The organism is Empedobacter sp. UBA6745, assembly GCF_002453775.1.
Lineage (GTDB): Bacteria > Bacteroidota > Bacteroidia > Flavobacteriales > Weeksellaceae > Empedobacter > Empedobacter falsenii_C.
In genome coordinates this window covers 57,952-72,960 of the sequence record NZ_DKHL01000004.1, presented here as the reverse complement: position 1 = coordinate 72,960, position 15,009 = coordinate 57,952, and the positions used below count along the sequence as shown (strand labels likewise).

The following is a 15,009-nucleotide window of genomic DNA, read 5'->3' as shown; positions in this document are numbered from 1 at the left end:
ATACGTAGAACGTTTATTGCGTCAATATGGTGCAAATACAGTTGTGATTCGCAATGATTATACAGTTTTTGAAACAGCTGGTCATCGTGAGGAAATTGATAATCTAACACAAGAATTAACTAAATATGGCTTAATAGAATTTGTTCGAGGAGCCAGAATAGCGATTATCAAAGCGAGTGCTGGTTTTCATGAAAAATTATTACAATTCGAGAAAGACGAGCCATCAAAAGAAGTAATCGAAAATGAATTCCTAAACGAAGGAACCTCAGTTTTCACAATGTAAAGACGAACAATTCAACAAATAAATTTTATTAAAAAATACAAAAATGACTAATTACTTTAATTCTCTATCATTAAGAGATCAATTATATCAACTAGGGCAAGCAGAATTTCTAAATAACTCAGAATTCGCAAAAGATACAGAAGCATTAAAAGGTAAAAAAATTGTGATTGTAGGTTGCGGTGCCCAAGGATTAAACCAAGGATTAAATCTACGCGACAGTGGTTTAGACGTTTCGTACGCGTTACGCAAAGAAGCCATTGAACAACAAAGAGATTCTTGGAAAAATGCAACAAGTCATAATTTCACAGTAGGAACTTTCGAGGAATTAATCCCAAATGCTGATGTTGTGGCAAATTTAACGCCAGACAAACAACACACGCAAGTAGTTAACACTATTCAACCTCTTATAAAAGAAGGTGCTACACTTTTATACTCTCATGGATTCAATATCGTAGAAGAAGGTGTTCAAATTCGTAAAGATATTACGGTAATCATGGTTGCTCCAAAATGTCCTGGTTCGGAAGTTCGAGCAGAATATTTAAGAGGATTTGGAGTTCCAACATTAATTGCCGTTCACCCAGAAAATGATCCCGAAGGAAAAGGACTTGACCAAGCAAAAGCATATTGTGCAGGAACTGGTGGACACAGAGCAGGAGTTTTAAAATCTTCTTTTGTGGCAGAAGTAAAATCTGATTTGATGGGAGAACAAACCATTTTATGCGGTCTTTTACAAACAGGTTCTATTCTTTCTTTCGATAAAATGGTTGAAAATGGAATTGATGCTGGTTACGCTTCAAAATTAGTTCAATATGGTGTGGAAGTCATTACTGAAGCCTTAAAACATGGCGGAGTTAGCGGTATGATGGATAGATTAAGTAATCCTGCTAAAGTGAAAGCTTTTGAATTATCAGAAGAATTAAAAGACATTATGCGTCCATTATTCCAAAAACATCAAGATGATATTATTTCGGGTGAATTTAGTAAAACAATGATGGAAGATTGGGCGAATGATGATAAAAACTTATTAAAATGGAGAGCTGAAACTGGTGAAACTGCTTTTGAAAAAACACCTGCAGGCGACGCAAATATTACAGAACAAGAATATTTTGATAACTATACCTTAATGGTTGCTTTTGTTCGTGCTGGAGTTGAATTAGCTTTCGAAACTATGGTAGAAGCTGGAATTAAACCTGAATCTGCTTACTACGAATCATTACACGAAACTCCATTGATTGCAAATACAATTGCTCGTAAAAAATTATTCGAAATGAATCGAGTGATTTCTGATACAGCAGAATATGGTTGTTATCTTTTCGATCAGGCTTGTAAACCTTTGTTAAAAGATTTCATGACAAAAGTAAACGTAGATGTTGTTGGGAAAAATTACAACGAAGGAAAAGACAATGCTGTTGATAATGCGACATTGGTACACATAAATGATGTTTTACGTAATCATCCTGTCGAAACTGTAGGAAAAAAACTTCGTAAAGCTATGACTGCTATGAAAACGATAAAAACGGCGTAGTAAATATTAAAATAAACCTCTTATGCATTTTGAATTAAAATTCGTCAATTCGAGTGATTTTTAGTTCAGTACAAACTGAATAAAAATTGTATCGAGAATAGAATTTTAACGTCTAAAACCTTGTTCTCGATACAAAATTCTTCCAGAATTCCACTCGAACTGACGGTTTTATTGCTAAAATTATCAAAATGCAAAATGCATAAAATAACTAACAAACAGTGAATTATGGCAAATGGACTTAGAAATGAAAAAACTGAGACCTTAGGCGTTTCGCTTGACGAAGTAAACTTAGCACAAATGAATTTGAAAGGAGTTGCCAAAAACACTCCTTTCGATTTCAATGAAAATTTAAGTCGTCAATTTGAAGCGAATGTCTATCTAAAACGAGAAGATTTACAAGTCGTCCGTTCGTACAAATTGCGTGGTGCTTATAATAAAATCGTTCAGTTATCAGAACAAGAAAAAAATAATGGTGTGATCTGCGCAAGTGCAGGAAATCACGCACAAGGTGTCGCATATTCGTGTCAACAATTAAACATTAAAGGTAAAATTGTAATGCCTACTACGACACCTCAACAAAAAATAAAACAAGTAAAATGGTTTGGGAAAGATCAAATCGAAATCATTTTACATGGTGATACATTTGATGATGCATCGGCTTTTGCACATCAATTATCCCAAGAAGGAAATATTACATTTATTCATCCTTTTGATGACGAAAAAGTAATCGCAGGACAAGGAACTGTTGCTTTAGAAATTTTGAATCAATGCAATCAACCAATCGATTATATTTTCGTGCCAATTGGCGGTGGAGGTTTAGCATCTGGCGTTATTTCTGTGATGAAAACACTTAGTCCAAACACCAAAATTATTGGCGTAGAACCGAGTGGCGCAGCAAGTATGGCAGAAGCTATCAAACAAAAACAATCTGTTGCATTAGCGAAGATTGACCCTTTTGTAGATGGCGCAGCTGTAAAAAAAGCAGGTGAAAAAACCTACAAAATCTGTGCAGAAGGTTTAGAAACAACTTGTGCTGTTCCAGAAGGAAAAGTTTGTTCGAGCATTTTGCGTTTGTACAATGAAGACGCAATTGTTGTAGAACCAGCAGGCGCTTTGAGTGTTTCGGCTTTAGATTTTTTCAAGGAAGAAATCAAAGGAAAAAATGTGGTTTGCGTGCTTAGTGGAAGCAACAACGACATTACGCGAATGGAAGAAATAAAAGAAAGAAGTTTGCAATATGAAGGTTTGAAACATTATTTCATTATCAATTTTCCTCAACGTGCTGGCGCTTTAAAAGAATTAGTGAACGAAGTTTTGGGTGAAAATGATGACATCACCTATTTCCAATACACGCAAAAAAATAACAAAGAAACAGGTCCAGCAGTAGTTGGCATTGAATTAGACAAAAAAGAAGATTTAGATGGTTTAATTTTTAGATTAGAAAATCATCATTTCGACTATCAATATCTTAACACAGACAACACACTCTTTTCGTTAATGATTGGATAATTTTTCCATCATTAATATACTATTCAAAAAAAGCAAAGCTTCTATTTAGTTAGAAACTTTGCTTTTTAATTTATTAATTATTCAACAACCAATTTTTTAACTCATCAAAATTATTGTTCATTTTAACTTTATTCGATTGTTTCGATTTCAATTCTTCGACTTCTTTTGGATAGACAATTTTATCTCGTATTTCTTTCGGAAAAACTTCAGGAAATTTACACGGATGCGCTGTCGATAAAAATACCACTAACTCTTTTTCATCTTGCTTTTTCGCTTGGTATTCCTTCGCTGCCAACCACGCAATCGACGTATGCGGACAAGCAATGTAATCATATTCTTGATTAATTTTAACAATTGCATTTGTCGTTTCAATATCTGAAAAAGCTTTTGAAACCATTTTTGATTTTAATTGCTCCATATCTTGCTCGAAAAATTCCATCACACGAACCCAATTGCTCGGATTTCCAACATCCATCGCATTCGAAAACGTTTGTACAGAAGGTTTGGGTAGATAATTTTCGGTTTTTAAAAATAATGGAACAGTATCATTCGCATTTGTAGCCGCAACAAATTGTTCTACTTCCAATCCTAATTTTGAAGCCAAAATACCTGCTGTAATATTCCCGAAATTTCCACTCGGAACAACAAAAGAAACTTTCTCAAAACCTTTTCTTTTTGCTTGGGCAAATGCCTCGAAATAATAGAAAGATTGCGGAATTAAGCGAGCAATATTAATTGAATTTGCTGAGGTTAAGTTTAGATTTTTCATTAAATCTTTGTCTAAAAAAGCTCGCTTGACCAATGCTTGACAATCATCAAAAGTTCCGTCGATTTCTATGGCACGAATATTTTTTCCATTCGCCGTTAATTGCAATTCTTGTATCAGCGACACTTTTCCTTTTGGATACAAAATCGTTACTCTCGTTCCTTCTACTCCCAGAAAGCCAAGTGCTACAGCGCCTCCTGTATCGCCAGAAGTTGCGACCAAAACATCTAACAATTGATTATCTTTTTTTGAATAATGTGCCATCACGCGACTCATAAATCTTGCTCCAAAATCTTTAAAAGCAAAAGAAGGTCCGTGAAATAATTCCAAAATAGCTAAATCATCTTCTAAAAACACCAAAGGCGCAGGAAAATTAATTACATCATCAATTAAATTATTAATCGTTTCTTCAGAAAAATCATCTTTTAATAAGTGATTTGTCACCTTTTTCGCAATCTCTTGAAATGAATAATTTTCAATAGAATTCAACCAATTTTCATCTAATTTTTCCAACGACAAAGGCATATACAATCCTTTATCTTCTGGCAAAGATTGGAAAACCGCTTGTTTAAAATCAACTCTGTTCTTATGATTATTTGTACTATATAATTTCATTTTTAGTGTTTTATGTAAGGTCCTTGTTGATTGATTTTAGAAACAAATGATAAATGTTCAATTTCTTTTATCGTCAAAAAATCATTTAGTTTTTGTTCGATATTTTCTGCACCCAATTTACTTTTAGATAACGCCATAACTGTTGGTCCAGAACCAGAAATACCGAATGTTAATGCATTATTTTCGAGCGAAATACTTTTCATTTCATTAAAATATGGAATCAATAAAGAACGATTTGGTTCGATAATATCATCTTGCATCGAACGACCAATCTCTTCGTAATCATTCTCATAAAGCGCTGCAACCAAACTTGCAATATTTCCCCATTGCTTTATTGCTTTACTCAATTGCACTTTATCTTTAATTAATTTGCGCGCATCCTTTGTTGGCACTTCTACTTTTGAGTAAATCAGTGTGACATATAAATTTTCAGGAACAGGTAAAGAACGCACCAAAATCGGCTCATAAGAAGGAATCAACGTAATTCCTCCAAACAACGATGGCGCAACATTATCCGCATGAGCAGCGCCACAAGCCAATCGTTCGCCTTCCATACAATAAGGCAAAAGCTCATTTTTAGAAAGTGGTTTTCCTAATAATTCATTCAATGCAAAAAGTCCAGAAACTGTGCTCGCCGCGCTTGAACCTAAACCACTTCCAATTGGCATTTTTTTGTGTAATTCTATCGATAATCCAAAAGAATCTTGTAGACCTAAATCACAAAATAATTTCCATGCCGAATGAGAAACTGTATTTTTCATCGCATCCAAAGGCAATTTACCCTCGTCACCTGTAATTGTCAGAATTTCGATTCCTAACTTTTCTGTCTTTTTCATGATTACCTCATCACCTGGATAATCCACCGCAAAGCCCAAAATATCATATCCACAGATCATATTGGCAACTGTTGCAGGAGCAAAAACATGTACTTTATCTAAAAACTTCGCTTGATCAAGCTTATATTTATTTTCGATTATTTGATTCATCTTTTATCGTATTGAACTTATATTAACTAAATCTGCAAAAACGCCAGCTGCTGTAACTTCTGCACCAGCTCCAGGTCCTTTCACAACCAAAGGACGTTCCTTGTAACGCGCTGTTGTAAAAGAAATAATATTATCGCTTCCAGACAAGGCATAAAACGGATGTTGATTATCCACCAATTCTAACGAAATTGATATTTTTCCATCTTCTAAAATCCCGATGTAACGAATCACTTTCTGCTCCTCATCTGCTTGATGTTTTATCTTTTCGAAATAATCATTTTCGTTGACTAATTCTTGATAAAAATCTTCTACAGTTGCAGCTTCTAAACAAGATTTAGGCAAAATAGAATCGATTTTTACATCTCCCGCTTCAATTTCGTAACCATTGTCACGAGCAAGAATCAACATTTTTCGCATAAAATCTATTCCACTCAAATCATCGCGAGGATCTGGTTCTGTATAACCTAATTCTTGCGCTTTTTTTACAATTTCGGCAAATGTATTTTCACCTTTAAAATGATTAAATATATACGAAATTGTTCCTGATAAAATTGCTTCAATTTTTAAGATTTGATCTCCACTCATTCTTAAATCTTTCAACACGCTAATAATTGGTAAACCTGCTCCAACATTTGTTTCGTAAAGAAAATCAATACCATATTTTCGAGCAGTTTCTTTCAATTTTTTATACTCTTGATAAGAAGATGAATTCGCAATTTTATTACATGTCACAACCGAAATACTGCTTTCAAAAATTTGTTTGTAATAATTTGGCAAATCAGAACTCGCAGTATTATCTACAAAAACACAATTTGGTAAATTATACTGTTTCATTTTTTGGATAAATTCATTCAAATCAGCTGGAGAAGAAGAATTTTCTAATTCATTTTTCCAATTCGATAAATTAATTCCGTTTTCATCAAACATCATTTTTTTTGAATTTGATAATCCAACCAATTTTATTTCGATATCATTATTTTTTGCTAAAAAATCTTTCTGTTTTTCTAATTGATTTAAAAATGTCGACCCAATATTTCCTACTCCAACATTGAAAACATGAATTGTTTTTTTCAAATGATTAAAAAACGCATCATGTACCGCATTTAAAGCTTTTGACAAATCATTTTCGTTAATCACAACCGAAATATTATACTCCGAAGAACCTTGCGCAATCGCTCTGACATTGATTCCATTTCGTCCTAATGCATAAAATAACTTGCCCGAAACACCAACCATTTTCTTCATGTTTTCTCCAACAATTGCAATAATTCCGAGATTTTCTTCAATTTCAATTGGTTCCAACCATTTTGCTGCAATTTCCAAACAAAACTCTTCTTCAATTAATTGCTTTGCTTTTTCGACTTCATTATGATGAATGGCAAGCGTGATACTATGCTCTGACGAAGATTGCGTAATCAACACAATGTTGATATGATGTTGCGCTAAAAGTGAAAAAAGTTTTCCACTAAAGCCCAATTTGCCAACCAAGCCGCTTCCTTTTATATTGACTAATGCAATATCTTTGATCGACGAAATTCCTTTAATTGGATAATCTGTTGGTTGCGAATCGAACTGAATTTTTGTTCCCTCAAAATCCGGTTGAAATGTGTTTTTAATTAAAATCGGAATTCGAAGTTTAAAAGCTGGAGCCATTGTTGGCGGATAAATCACTTTCGCACCGAAATACGACAATTCCATCGCTTCTGTATACGATAAATTTTCTAACGAAAAAGCTTTGTTCACAAAACGAGGATCCGCCGTCATCATTCCATTTACATCTGTCCAAATTTCAATTTGTTCTGCATGTAAAGCCGCACCAATCAAAGCCGCAGTGTAATCAGAACCTCCTCTTCCCAAAGTTGTCACTCGTCCTTCTTCATTAGCAGCAATAAACCCTGTTACAACTAATAATTTATCCGAATAATCTTTTGCTAATTGTTGAATATTCTGAAACGATTTTTCCTCGATAACATTCGCTTGACCAAAATTATGATCAGTCAAAATATAATCTGATGCATTAATCGCCAATGAATTTCCAACATGCTCTTGCATTACTTTTGCTATTAATAAAGCACTACATCTTTCGCCGAAACTCAAAATCAAATCTTTTGTTTGAGGGCTTAATTCTTTCAGAATTTCCACCCCTTCTAATAATGCTTCCAACTCATTCATCAACAATTTTAATTTTGTTAAAATCGGATTTTGATTCGGCACATCGATTAAAGCTTTTACAATTTCGAAATGTTTTTCTTGAAAAAGTTTTAAATCATTTTCATCAAAACTTCCTGATGAAGCTTCTTCGGACAATTTGGTTAATAAATTGGTCAAACCAGAAATAGCAGACACAACCAAAATAATCGAGTTATTTTGTTGCCTTTCTTGTTTAACAATTTCTACGACCGCGCGGATACTTTCTACCGATCCGACTGATGTTCCTCCGAATTTTAAAACTTTCATAATTTAAATTTTGATCATAAAAAAAGCATCTTTCTTTTGAGAAGATGCTTTTGCATTATTTTTTTAGAATTAAATACATAACAAGACTCCTCTAAGTGTGAACACTAGAAGTCGTCGTAATTGAAATAATTGTATTTAATCCGTTTTGTTTCATTATTGATAACGAATATACAAACTTTTTAATAAATCATCAATAATTTATTGATTTTTTTTATTTTTATTTCACAGAATCTTTCTTTACAGCTGTCGAATCTGTTGTTGTTACTATAGGTTTTACATCGCTTGAATAACCAACAACAATTCCATCTAACTTATCTATTCTTTTTACTTTAAATGTTTCTGTTCCTTCTGCTCCTTTAAAAGATACCTTATAAACAGCTTCGTAAACTGTTTTGTCTCCATCCTCAAGAGGCGTCATTTTTTCGAAATTATAAACATCTACAGGTCCATACTGTTTAGTTACTGCATTCAAATCTTCTACATTTACACCTTCCACTTTTGCGAAAAGAGAATCTGGTTTATCCGCTCTATATTTATAAACATCTAAAATTGCTTCTTTTACTTTGTAGTCTGGTAAATCTGATTTTTTATTACATGCTGTTAAAGCTAAAATTCCTCCAACGATAAGTAATGCACTTGCTTTCATAATTCCAATTTTTTTGTGTTAATTGATTATAACTAATTTAGTGATAATTAAATTTAAAAACAAGTATTTTTATTAAAATCAATTAGATACAATTAAAAAGTCGATTCTATAATAGAATCGACTTTTAATATATTTCTTTTTAAAATGATTTTTATACTTCAAAATTGACGTAAAAGCCTTCGTGACCACGAACATTAAAAACTGTATTATCTTCAAAAATTAAGTATTGACCTTTTATCCCTTTCAAAACACCTTCTATTTCATGTGTCTTTTTTAGGTTTAATGATTTTACTTTTTCTGGATAAGATAAAACTGGATATTCTAACTTCCAAACGTCTGGTTCATCAACCAAAAATTGTTGAAAATCTGGATTCACTTCATTTCTGATTTCGTGATACTTTTCGAATAAATTAATTTCTGGCACATCATTTTTCAACATTCTTTGCCAATTCGTTTTATCTGCAATAACATTTTTCAACGAAACCTCTATCATTCCAGCTTCATAACGATTATCTGTTCGGGCAATAATAATAGCTTCAGAAGCTCCTTGATCAATCCAACGTGTCGGAACTTGCGTTAAACGTGTTACACCAACTTTAATTCCGGACGAATTTGCCAAATACACAATATGCGGTTGTAATTCGAATTTCGTTTCAAACTCTAAATCACGTTGTACAATTCCCAAATGTGCTGTTGAAAGTTCTGGATTGATGATACTTGGATTAGCTTCTGGAACTGTAAAAAAACAATTTTTACAATATCCCATCTGATAAATCTCTTTGTCCTCGTGACAGTTTAAACATTCGTAATGATCAAAGTTAATCTTGATTTTTTTTCCTAACAATTGATTCATAACGATAAAATCATCTTTGAAATTCCAATAATAATTGATTGGCGTTCCATTTTCAGTTGTCATTTTACGAATTTGTCCTTCAAACTGCATCTTGCTAAAAAAGTTTAATTAATTTTGTGTAAATCTACAAAACTTTTAGCGGATGGGAATAGTCAATAAGATTATGGAAATTATGATGCGTAGCCGAATGAATGTCATCGAGGAAAGCATTAAAAATCCAGTTGGTACGCAAGAACGTGTGTTATTTGAGAATATCAAAAAAGCCAAATCGACTATTTACGGAAAAGAATTTCATTTTGATGAAATCAAAACGACACAGAAATTTCAAGAACAAGTTCCTGCGGTGCATTACGAGGATTTTCAACCTTATATTGAATTAGCGAGAAAAGGTGAAAAAGATGTCACTTGGCATGGAAAAATAAAGTGGTTTGCAAAATCTTCTGGAACAACAAATGCGAAAAGTAAGTTTATTCCGATTAGTAATGAATCCTTAGAAGATTGCCATTACGCAGCAGGAAAAACAATGTTTGCGTTGTACTTAAATGCTTATCCCGAAACGGATATTTTCATGCACAAAAACCTAAGAATTGGCGGAAGTAGTGAACTTTATCAAAAATATGATACGCGTTTTGGTGATTTATCAGCTATTTTGATTGATAATTTACCTTTTTATGCTGAGATGAAAAATATTCCGAATCGTGAGATTTCTTTAATGTCTGATTGGAATGTGAAGATGAATGCGATTATCAATGCAACAAAAAATGAAGATGTTGGTTCTTTAACTGGTGTTCCTTCATGGATGCTGGTTGTATTGAACAAATTATTAGCCGAAACTGGAAAGAATTATTTGGACGAATTATGGCCAAATCTCGAAGTGTTTTTTCATGGTGGAATCAGCTTCAAACCTTATGCAGAAAACTATAATTTAATCACTCAAAAAAAATTAAATTATTTCGAATTATATAATGCTTCTGAAGGTTTTTTTGGTATTCAGGATCAATTGCTCAGCAAAGATTTATTGTTATTATTAGACAACGGAATCTTTTACGAATTTATTCCAATGGAAGAATTTGGTTCAGAAACTCAACGGTTTTTAACAATTGGAGAAGTTGAAGTTGGTAAAAATTACGCCATGGTAATTACAACAAATGGAGGTTTGTGGCGCTATATTATTGGTGATACGGTTCGCTTTACATCTACAAATCCTCATCGAATTGTTGTTTCTGGACGAACAAAACATTATATCAATGCATTTGGCGAAGAATTGATGATAGAAAATGCAGAAGAAGCTTTGAAACGTGCTTGTATGCAAACAAATTCAATTGTTTCTGAATATAGTGCTGGTCCAATTTTTATGCAAGGGAAAGAAAAAGGCGCGCATGAATGGGTAATCGAATTTGATAAAGAACCTGAAAATTTTGAGCAATTTATTGATTGTTTAGACAAAGGTTTGCAAGAAGTTAATTCAGATTACGAAGCAAAACGTTACAATAATATGACACTTAATCGCCCAATTGTACACAAAGCTCGCAAAAAATTATTCATCGAATGGATGGCTTCTCGTGGTAAGTTAGGTGGACAAAATAAAGTTCCGAGGCTAGCAAACACACGCGAATTTATTGAACCATTAATTGAATTAAATAATCGATCATAACAAAAAAAGAGAATCAATATGATTCTCTTTTTTTGTTCTATCTTATTCGAATTCGAATACTTGGATTGACTAAAACTTTTTTCAGTAATCCTTTCAATAAAATATTATCATTTACGCTACATGTAATTGTATTTCCATTTGAATAATCAACTTTGACTTCATAGGTTCCGTAGCCAAATTTTCGGATATCGATTTCTTTATCTGTACTAATAACACTAGTTGCACTACTATTCAATCCTTCAATTTTATACCATTTGTATGTTGTATAACTATTTCCATAGAATTTACTAGTTGATAAAATATAAGTTAATGGATTAGAACCATCAATTTTGTGATCAATCCAATCTGCTCCTAACCCTTCAAAAGCACCAGGATTATATGGATCATAGGTTATATTGTTATTGTTCTGATTCGCGATTGTACTTTGCTCACCAAAATGTAACAATTGACCAGATGCATTGATATCTTTTAGATTACCAAAATTAAAGTTAGTTGCCGAACCTGTAATATTCAAATTAGCTCTTGTTCCTATGATGCTACTTTGCAGAAATGTGACCTCGCAAGGCGTTCCTCCTAAAATTAAATTTTCTACTGTTTGAGTTTTTGAAGCATCTAGAGTATAACTTTTACCAGAAGAAAATTCTAGATTTTTAATGTTATTAATTCCCTTTATACTTCCACTACCTCTAAAGGTAACAGCGTTAAAGCTTGTTGTTCCGTTTGTCGAATTAATGCTGGCATTTGCTCTACTTTCAAAAACCACATTATTGAACCGCTGACCGTCATAAGTTGACAAACCATAACTTGCTGTTGTACTTCCTGTAAAAATTAGTTGAGAAGTCCCCGCATTTATCGTAACATAAGCAGAATTTGTATGAAAGTACGGAGAGTTGTTTGGTAAATAAAAATTTGATGAACCCATACTTATTGTTCTTGGTTTAGTATCTGAATTAGCATAAAATCGTCCATAAATTATTACATCATTATTGTTGGTAATCCATGTACCTGCTTGATGGTACAACTCATATCCTATTTTATAGTTATCTAATAAGCTTATCGTATTTTCTTCTTCAAAATAAATAGTAACAGCGCTACTTCCAGATATCACATCATTACTTTTTATTGTTTTAGCCTCTCCTGTATGACGATAGAAAATTTTATTGAGATTAATTGTTCCCATTCCGTTCTGCCACTCACTAGATCCATAGATATTGATAGTCTGAGAGCCAGTTTGTGTTAATATTGGAGGAACTGCACTTCCGGAGAATGTAATATTTCGAGTGTAAGAAGTATTGTCTACAGTTATAGTCTTGTTTGCAGATGTAAAACCAGAACCTTGGTTAAAAATCGTATTATCTGATGGACCAGGAACACAATAACCTCCCATACCATTGCTACTCTGTGACCAATGCATTTTATCATTCCAATTACCAGATCCACCAACCCAATAAAGCTCCTGACCAGCTATCTTAGGAAACTGCCATCCAGGATTGTTATTACCATTATCAATTGAATTTTGCGCAATAAACGCAGCACCTCCATTACCCGATATATCTTGCATAATAACACCAGATACATTAACAGTGACATTAGATGCAGCCTCAATTTTTGCCAAGCTTCCTGATTTGCTAGAATTAATTGTTAACCAGCCTCCACATTGTGGTGTTGAAGCTGATAATAAATTGGTTATAGTTTGGGTTGCCCCAGCAGGAAAACTGTAGTTTTTAGTTGGAGCTAAAATTAAGTTATAAAAATGATTGTTCCCATTGATTGTTCCATTCCCTTTAAATTCAACCTGATTAAAATATGCTGTCCCTGTTTGTGCGCTTATCGATCCAGCCGATGAAGAATTATCAAAGCTTACATTATAATATCGTTGATTTTCACCTGCTATAAGTCCATAACTATTGCTTGTTGTATTTGTAAAGTGTATATGTGATGTTCCTGCATTAATCGTGGTTAAGCTTGAGTTTGTTTGAAAATATGGAACGGTGTAGGGTAAATAGAAGTTTGAGCTGCCCATGTTTATTACCTTAGGTTTTGAACCATATATTGCATAAAATCGACCATTAATAGTAACTTGATGATTGTTAGTTGTCCATACTCCTGCCTGATGATAAAGTTCATAATTTACAATAAAATCGTCTAGCAAACTAATCGAATTTTCTTCTTCAAAATAAATACTAGAACTAGCTGAGCCTAGTTTTACACCATTACTTTTTATGGTTTTCGCCTCTCCTGTATGACGGTAATAAATATTTGACAAATTAATCGTTCCCATTCCTTCTTGCCATTCACTTGAACCGTAAATATTTAACGTTTGGGATCCGCTTTCTGTTAACGTTGGTGGATTAGAACTATCAACAAAAGAAATATTGTGAGTATAAGACGTTTTATCTAAAATGATTGTTTTATCGTTTAACGTAAATCCTGATCCTCTATCAACAAATGTATTATCATTAGGACCAGGAGAACAGTAACCGCCAGTACCACCTGAGGTTTTGGACCAATGTGTTCTATCGTTCCAATTACCAGAACCACCAACCCAATATAAATCTTGCCCTACAGTTGAAGGAATTGTCCAACCAGTATTTATACCTTCTCCAATTGAATTATTAGCAATAAAATTAGCTCCTCCCGATGCTGTAATGTTTTTCAGAATAGTACCAGAAACAATTATACTTACATCAGAAGCTCCAACTATTTCAGTTGTTGTTCCGTAGCTATTAGATGATATATTAGACCATCCTTCGCAGACTGGAGTGTTCACAGAAAATAAATTGGTAATCGTTTGTTTTTTATTAGCTTCAATAATATAATTTTTTGTAGGTGCAAAAATCAAAGCTTTAAATGTGTTATTCCCCGAAATACTTCCATTGCCCTTAAACTCAACCTGATTAAAATTTGCCGAACCTGATAAATTTATATTTGCTTGTTCTTCAAAAGTAACATTGTAAAAATTCTGTCCTTGATAAGCTGTTAAGCCATAGGTATTAGATGTTACTTTTCCTGTAAAATAAATATGAGAAGTCCCAGCATTAATTGTTGTAGCAGCAAAGTTTGTATGAAAATAAGGAGTAGAAGTTGTTAAATAAATTTTAGAACTTCCAAATTCTATGGTTCTTGGTGTATTTCCTTGGTTTGCATAGAAACGTCCGTCTATCTTTATTTGATGACTGTTCGTGATCCACGTGCCAGCATTATGGTATAATTCGTAACCTACTTGAAAATCATCTAATAAACTTATTGAAGTTCTTTCTTCAAAAACAACAATCGAATTTGTTGACCCTGTAATTGTTCCATTACTTTTTATCGTCTTCGCCTCGCCTGTGTGACGATAATAAATTTTTGAAACATTAATCATTCCCATTCCTACTTGCCACTCACTCGAACCATAAATATTTAAAGTTTGAGTACCGATTTGTGTTAAAATTGGAACGATTGTACTCGCAGAAAAGGTTATATTATGACAATTCACTATATTGTCTATCGTTACCGTTTTACTTGAAGCTGAAAAACCTGAATTAATATCAAAAAAAACATTATCCGTTGGTCCTGGAACTACAGACGGTAAAGATACTCCTCCAGAAGTTGTTCGCCAATGGTTAATATCTGTCCAATTTCCGCTTCCTCCAACCCAATAATAATCAGCCGCGAAAGTAAAAATAGCGCATAGAAATGCTAGAAAACTTAAAATTTTCTTCATAGAAATAGC

General features: G+C 33.2%; 9 protein-coding genes and 1 pseudogene. 4 read left to right on the top strand and 6 right to left on the bottom strand.

Annotated elements, in window-relative coordinates:
• From B4H69_RS01840 to ilvA, 3 genes and pseudogenes are all read left to right on the top strand, one after another.
• Positions 1-283: pseudogene (locus B4H69_RS01840) on the top strand (acetolactate synthase small subunit); the annotation flags it as partial.
• A gap of 43 nt (positions 284-326) precedes the next feature.
• The gene (gene ilvC / locus B4H69_RS01835; RefSeq protein ID WP_180905465.1) at positions 327-1,808 is read left to right on the top strand and encodes a ketol-acid reductoisomerase; all 1,482 of its coding nucleotides are present in this window, start codon (positions 327-329) and stop codon (positions 1,806-1,808) included.
• 225 nt (positions 1,809-2,033) lie between these two features.
• Positions 2,034-3,317, top strand: coding sequence for a threonine ammonia-lyase IlvA (gene ilvA / locus B4H69_RS01830; RefSeq protein ID WP_180905466.1), 1,284 nt, complete (start codon positions 2,034-2,036; stop codon positions 3,315-3,317).
• A gap of 73 nt (positions 3,318-3,390) precedes the next feature.
• Here ilvA and thrC read toward each other — a convergent pair whose 3' ends face one another.
• The 5 genes from thrC to B4H69_RS01805 form a co-directional block, all read right to left on the bottom strand.
• Positions 3,391-4,698, bottom strand: a complete 1,308-nt coding sequence (thrC, locus tag B4H69_RS01825; protein ID WP_180905467.1) for a threonine synthase — start codon at positions 4,696-4,698, stop codon at positions 3,391-3,393.
• Positions 4,699-4,700: 2 nt separating this feature from the next.
• Complete coding sequence (locus tag B4H69_RS01820; protein ID WP_180905468.1) at positions 4,701-5,684, bottom strand: homoserine kinase; 984 nt, start codon at positions 5,682-5,684, stop codon at positions 4,701-4,703.
• Positions 5,685-5,687: 3 nt separating this feature from the next.
• The gene (thrA, locus tag B4H69_RS01815) at positions 5,688-8,141 is read right to left on the bottom strand and encodes a bifunctional aspartate kinase/homoserine dehydrogenase I (protein WP_180905469.1); all 2,454 of its coding nucleotides are present in this window, start codon (positions 8,139-8,141) and stop codon (positions 5,688-5,690) included.
• A gap of 217 nt (positions 8,142-8,358) precedes the next feature.
• Positions 8,359-8,787 carry a hypothetical protein gene (locus tag B4H69_RS01810; protein WP_180905470.1) on the bottom strand — a complete coding sequence of 143 codons (429 nt, stop codon included), beginning with the start codon at positions 8,785-8,787 and terminating at the stop codon, positions 8,359-8,361.
• 151 nt (positions 8,788-8,938) lie between these two features.
• Entirely contained in the window at positions 8,939-9,730 is a 792-nt protein-coding gene (locus B4H69_RS01805) for a DUF2797 domain-containing protein (RefSeq protein ID WP_180905471.1), read from the bottom strand.
• A gap of 52 nt (positions 9,731-9,782) precedes the next feature.
• Between B4H69_RS01805 and B4H69_RS01800 the strand changes: the two genes are divergently transcribed.
• On the top strand, positions 9,783-11,294 hold the full coding sequence (locus B4H69_RS01800) for a GH3 auxin-responsive promoter family protein (protein ID WP_180905472.1): 1,512 nt from the start codon (positions 9,783-9,785) through the stop codon (positions 11,292-11,294).
• 37 nt (positions 11,295-11,331) lie between these two features.
• Here the strand turns inward: B4H69_RS01800 and B4H69_RS01795 are convergent, their stop codons facing one another.
• Positions 11,332-15,000: a hypothetical protein gene (locus B4H69_RS01795; protein ID WP_180905473.1), complete on the bottom strand. Its 3,669-nt coding sequence runs from the start codon at positions 14,998-15,000 to the stop codon at positions 11,332-11,334.
• Between the last annotated feature and the right edge of the window lie 9 nt (positions 15,001-15,009).

Coding starts and splice junctions, on each gene's coding strand:
- ilvA (WP_180905466.1), top strand. CDS start 2,034: ATGGCAAATGGACTTAGAAATGAAAAAACTGAGACCTTAGGCGTTTCG.
- B4H69_RS01805 (WP_180905471.1), bottom strand. CDS start 9,730: ATGCAGTTTGAAGGACAAATTCGTAAAATGACAACTGAAAATGGAACG.
- B4H69_RS01795 (WP_180905473.1), bottom strand. CDS start 15,000: ATGAAGAAAATTTTAAGTTTTCTAGCATTTCTATGCGCTATTTTTACT.
- B4H69_RS01810 (WP_180905470.1), bottom strand. CDS start 8,787: ATGAAAGCAAGTGCATTACTTATCGTTGGAGGAATTTTAGCTTTAACA.
- ilvC (WP_180905465.1), top strand. CDS start 327: ATGACTAATTACTTTAATTCTCTATCATTAAGAGATCAATTATATCAA.
- B4H69_RS01800 (WP_180905472.1), top strand. CDS start 9,783: ATGGGAATAGTCAATAAGATTATGGAAATTATGATGCGTAGCCGAATG.
- B4H69_RS01820 (WP_180905468.1), bottom strand. CDS start 5,684: ATGAATCAAATAATCGAAAATAAATATAAGCTTGATCAAGCGAAGTTT.
- thrA (WP_180905469.1), bottom strand. CDS start 8,141: ATGAAAGTTTTAAAATTCGGAGGAACATCAGTCGGATCGGTAGAAAGT.
- thrC (WP_180905467.1), bottom strand. CDS start 4,698: ATGAAATTATATAGTACAAATAATCATAAGAACAGAGTTGATTTTAAA.